At 72.7% G+C, this 4,199-nt stretch carries 4 protein-coding genes, 1 rRNA gene and 1 pseudogene; 3 read left to right on the top strand and 3 right to left on the bottom strand.

The window, feature by feature from the left end; all coding sequences use genetic code 11:
- Together ACFXOZ_RS42205 and ACFXOZ_RS42200 are read right to left on the bottom strand one after the other, a co-directional pair.
- Positions 1 to 113: pseudogene (locus ACFXOZ_RS42205) on the bottom strand (electron transfer flavoprotein subunit beta); the annotation flags it as partial.
- Positions 114 to 411: 298 nt separating this feature from the next.
- Positions 412 to 825 carry a thioredoxin family protein gene (locus ACFXOZ_RS42200; RefSeq protein WP_380595341.1) on the bottom strand — a complete coding sequence of 138 codons (414 nt, stop codon included), beginning with the start codon at positions 823 to 825 and terminating at the stop codon, positions 412 to 414.
- A gap of 221 nt (positions 826 to 1,046) precedes the next feature.
- Between ACFXOZ_RS42200 and ACFXOZ_RS42195 the strand changes: the two genes are divergently transcribed.
- The 3 genes from ACFXOZ_RS42195 (at position 1,047) to ACFXOZ_RS42185 (ending at position 4,049) form a co-directional block, all read left to right on the top strand.
- Positions 1,047 to 1,472: a DUF4395 domain-containing protein gene (locus ACFXOZ_RS42195; RefSeq protein WP_380595339.1), complete on the top strand. Its 426-nt coding sequence runs from the start codon at positions 1,047 to 1,049 to the stop codon at positions 1,470 to 1,472.
- 252 nt (positions 1,473 to 1,724) lie between these two features.
- A complete protein-coding gene (locus ACFXOZ_RS42190) occupies positions 1,725 to 2,495 on the top strand; it encodes a lysophospholipid acyltransferase family protein (protein ID WP_375892416.1) in 771 nt (256 codons plus the stop codon).
- A gap of 189 nt (positions 2,496 to 2,684) precedes the next feature.
- Positions 2,685 to 4,049 (top strand): TolB family protein, encoded by a 1,365-nt coding sequence (locus ACFXOZ_RS42185; protein WP_380595337.1) that lies wholly within the window; start codon positions 2,685 to 2,687, stop codon positions 4,047 to 4,049.
- Between the two features lie 55 nt (positions 4,050 to 4,104).
- On the opposite strand, the gene rrf is transcribed toward ACFXOZ_RS42185, so the two are convergent.
- A 5S ribosomal RNA gene (rrf, locus tag ACFXOZ_RS42180) occupies positions 4,105 to 4,199 on the bottom strand; the annotation flags it as partial.

The following is a 4,199-nucleotide window of genomic DNA, read 5'->3' as shown; positions in this document are numbered from 1 at the left end:
TCCGACAGGAGGCCGTCCACACCCTCCCGGTCCGTGGTGTGGTCGTCCGCGAAACGACGGTCACCCGTCGCATCCGGCACGTACTTCACACAGACAACGATCCTCAAGCTCACGGCCTTGTCTCCTGTACTGGTCTCGTCCGACGGCTGCGGCGTGCAAGCGGGTGCGAACACGGCACGCACCCGCTCCGGGCAGCGAGTTTCCCGTGCCGGTCCGGAACTTCCTGGCAGCATACTCGGCGGTAGCGCAGTGGTCACTACTGGCCAGTAGCTTAGGTCGGACGGCCGGCACCGCCGCTTGCGCCCATCCTGCCCCAGCCGGGGGCCGGCCCCACCTCACGGGGGGTACCAACCGTCGACGAATCCCCTCGCCGCCCCTCCGGCCGCCCCTCCGCCGCCGGTCGCCCGTCCGTCACACCGCCTGGCCGAGCGCCGCGATCACGTCCGCCTTGCGCGGCAGCCCCGCCGCCCGGCGCACCACCCGCCCGGCCGCGTCCAGCACCAGGACGGTCGGCGTCCGCAGCACCTCCAGCCGACGGACCAGCTCCAGCTGCGCCTCGGCGTCCAGTTCCACGTGCACGACCCCGTCGAGCATCCCGGCCACCTCGGCCAGCACCCGCCGGGTCGCCCGGCACGGCTGGCAGAAGGCGGTGGAGAACTGCACCAGGGTCGCCCGCTCACCGAGCGGCCCGCCCAGGTCCTCCTCCGACAGCCGTACCGTCCCGTCCTTGGTGCGCACCCGCAGCCTCCCGTCGCGCCCTGTCCTCACCAGCCCGAACCCGCTCGCCACCGCCAGTACGACGAGGCACACCACGAGTCCGGTCATCCCCCCAGTCTGCGGCAGCGCGTACGGGCTCCGAAAGGGAGGTCGACCTGCCGACACCGGGCCCGTACGATCGGCGGGTGGACTCCGCCCCCCTCTCCCCGCCGCTGCTGACCGTCCGTCGCGTCGTCGACCCGAGGCCCGTCACCACCGTCCGCTGTCGCTGACGCGCCCCGCCGCAGCCGCCCGCCGCAGCCGCCCGTCGCGACCACTCCGGAGACTCCTTGCAGACCGACCCCCGAGGTCACCGCTTCGCCGCCGCGCTCACCAGTGCGGTGCTGGCCGCCGTCCTGATCACCGGCAGCGGCCTGCTGCTCTCCCTCCAAGCCTTGGTCTTCCTGGTCGGCGCGGTCGCCGGCCCCCGCCGCTCCCCGTACGTCGGCCTGTTCCACCTCCTCATCGCCCCCCGCCTGGCGCCGCCCACCACCACCGAGGACGAACGCCCGCTGCGCTTCGCCCAGGGCGGCGGGGCCGTCTTCGCCGTCATCGGCAGCCTCGGCTTCCTCACCGGCGTCGGCTGGCTCGGACTGCTGACCGCCGGCTTCGCCCTCGCCGCGGCCTTCCTGAACGCCGCCTTCGGCTACTGCCCGGGCTGCGAGATCTACCCGATCGTCCGCCGCGCCCAGGGCCGCCTGGGCGCCGGGGCCTGATCGGAGCGGGTGCCGGGCCCGGACGGCGGGCCGGGCGGCGGGCCGGAAAAGTTCCCGGTCGGATTCATCACGGAGATCACACCGTGAATATTCGCTTGACCGCACGCCTCAGGTGACAGCAGGCACTCGTTCGGGGGATCATCTCCGTGTATCACCCGTGACCGCCGCGGCGTGCCGTGCTCCGGTCGGCCCCCACGCACGGCGCGGGTACCCGCCGTACCGGGCCCCGGCCCGTGGAAGTCAGGACTGACCGTGGCAGAGTTCGTCTACCCGCCGGTGATCGGCGCCGCACTCACCGCCTTCCGCGCGCTCGACGTGCGGATCAAGATCATCGGCGCCGAGCACATCCCCGCCAACGGCGGAGCGGTGCTGGTCAGCAACCACATCAGCTACCTGGACTTCCTCTTCGCCGGCCTCGGCGCCTACCGCGGCGGCAAGCGCAAGACCCGCTTCATGGCCAAGGACGACGTCTTCCGGCACAGCGTCTCCGGCCCGCTGATGCGCGGCATGAAGCACATCCCGGTCGACCGCACCGACGGCCAGCCCGCCTACGAGGCCGCCGTCCGCGCCCTCAAGGCCGGCGAGGTCGTCGGCGTCTTCCCCGAGGCGACCATCAGCCGCTCGTTCATGTTGAAGAAGTTCAAGACCGGCGCCGCCCGGATGGCCGCCGACTCCGGCGCCCCGCTGCTGCCGGTCATCCTGTGGGGCACGCAGCAGCTCTGGACCAAGGGCCGTCCGAAGACCCTCACCAAGCGCCACGTCCCGGTGACGATCATGATCGGCGAACCGATCCACCTCGGCCCGAACGACAAGCCCGTCATGGTCACCAGAAAGCTGCGCGCCGCCATGAGCGAGATGCTCGACCGGGCCCAGCGCGAGTACCCCGGCAAGCCCTCCGGCCCCGAGGACAGCTGGTGGCTGCCCGCCCAGCTCGGCGGCACCGCGCCGACCCTGGAGGTCGCCGAGGCCGAGGACGAGGCGGAGGCCCTCGCCAAGGCCGAGCGCCGCGCCGCCCGGGGCTGACCCGCCCCGGAGCCGTCTACTCCGTGTGACCGAGCCGATGCGATCCGTCGCGTGTCGCCCGGCCGCCGACACACCCCGTCTGACACAGTGACAGCTCCTTCCAGGGGCCTTCCTCCTGGATGCGTCCTGCGTCCCTCCCACCGCGGACCGGGGCACACGTCGAAGCGGTCGGAAAGGTCGGAGACGGAGATGACACGGATCGCCGGCACACGGCAGTCCCCCACCAGCGGCAAGGCCCGCACCCGCGCAACCGCCGGTGCGGGCCTCCTGCTTCTGGGCACCCTGCTCACCGGGTGCGGAGCCGAACCCGGTGACATCCCACTCTCCGAGATCCGCCCGGAGTCCCCCACCGCGACCCCGGACCCCACCCCGTCGGCGCCCCCCGGCGTCGTCGGCGCCGCGGCGCACGCCGAGACCCGCAACGGACTGATCGTCAGCCGGGCCTACACCGACGCCGCCCGCACCACCAGCGCCATCGTCACCCTCGGCCCGGACGGCACCGACCAGCACCAGATCACCCAGCCGCCCGCGCGCGCCCGCGACGACCACCCCGACTGGAACCCCGACGGCAGCGCCGTCGCCTTCGACCGCACCGATCCACAGTCCGGCACCGCCCGGCTCTGGACCGTCACCACCGGCGGCGACAACGCCCACCAGATCAGCCAGCTCTGCGACGCCGCCAGCGGCACCGCCGACTGCGCCAACGAGGACGAACGCGCCCCCGCCTTCTCCCCCGACGGCAAGCAGCTCGCGTTCAGCCGCTCCTGGGGCGCCCTCGACCAGGCCCACAACAACCAGGTCCAGTACTCGGACCTCTACCTGATGAGCCCCGACGGCACCAACGTCCAACGGCTCACCTTCCTGACCAACGACAAGCCCTACTCCGGCGCCGTGAGCAACCCCAGCTGGTCCCCCGACGGCAAGCAGCTCACCTTCGAGTACCGCACCAGCGCCACCGGCCAACCCGCCAACAGCCGCGCCGTCTACGTGGTCGGCACGGACGGCACCGGGCTGCGCCAGCTCACCCCCTGGGAACTGCGGGCCGGCGACCGTGCGACCTGGTCCCCCGACGGCACCCAGATCCTCTTCACCACCTACCCGGCCGGCCCCGACAACGCCCCCGGCGGCGGCATCTACACCGTCCACCCCGACGGCACCGCCATCGGCGCCCTCACCCCGGCCCCGTCCACCGCCTTCTACGGCGCCGCGGCCTACGCACCCGACGGCAAGTCCATCGTCTTCGCCCAGGCCCCCTCGGGCGGCGGCGCCGACCTCTACAGCATGCGCGCCGACGGCACGGGAGTCGCCCGCCTCACCAACACCGCCGACAAGTGGCTCGACCGGCCGTCCTGGGGCACCGCGGCAGTGGCAGCAGCACCCGCAACGCCGGCCGACCCGTCGGCGCCCGCTTCGGCCGCGCCATCGGCCGCAGCCTCGGCACCGGCCTCGGCGGCGCCTTCGGAAGCCCCGACCACCGAGCCCAAGCCCGCCCAGGCCCAGGGTCAGCCGAAGACCGACGACGCCCAGCTGCCCGACGAGGACGACGACAACTGAGCGGACATGCGAAAAGCCCCTGATCCGAAGGGATCAGGGGCTTTTCTGAATGATCGTTCGGCGGCGTCCTACTCTCCCACAGGGTCCCCCCTGCAGTACCATCGGCGCTGTGAGGCTTAGCTTCCGGGTTCGGAATGTAACCGGGCGTTT

The organism is Kitasatospora sp. NPDC059160, assembly GCF_042755465.1.
GTDB lineage: Bacteria > Actinomycetota > Actinomycetes > Streptomycetales > Streptomycetaceae > Kitasatospora.
The sequence above is the reverse complement of the archived record's forward strand: the minus strand, read 5'-3'. Positions and strand labels throughout refer to the sequence as shown.

Bases quoted from the DNA above. Each gene is read 5' to 3' on its own strand.
- ACFXOZ_RS42200 (WP_380595341.1), bottom strand. From the start codon at position 825: ATGACCGGACTCGTGGTGTGCCTCGTCGTACTGGCGGTGGCGAGCGGG.
- ACFXOZ_RS42185 (WP_380595337.1), top strand. From the start codon at position 2,685: ATGACACGGATCGCCGGCACACGGCAGTCCCCCACCAGCGGCAAGGCC.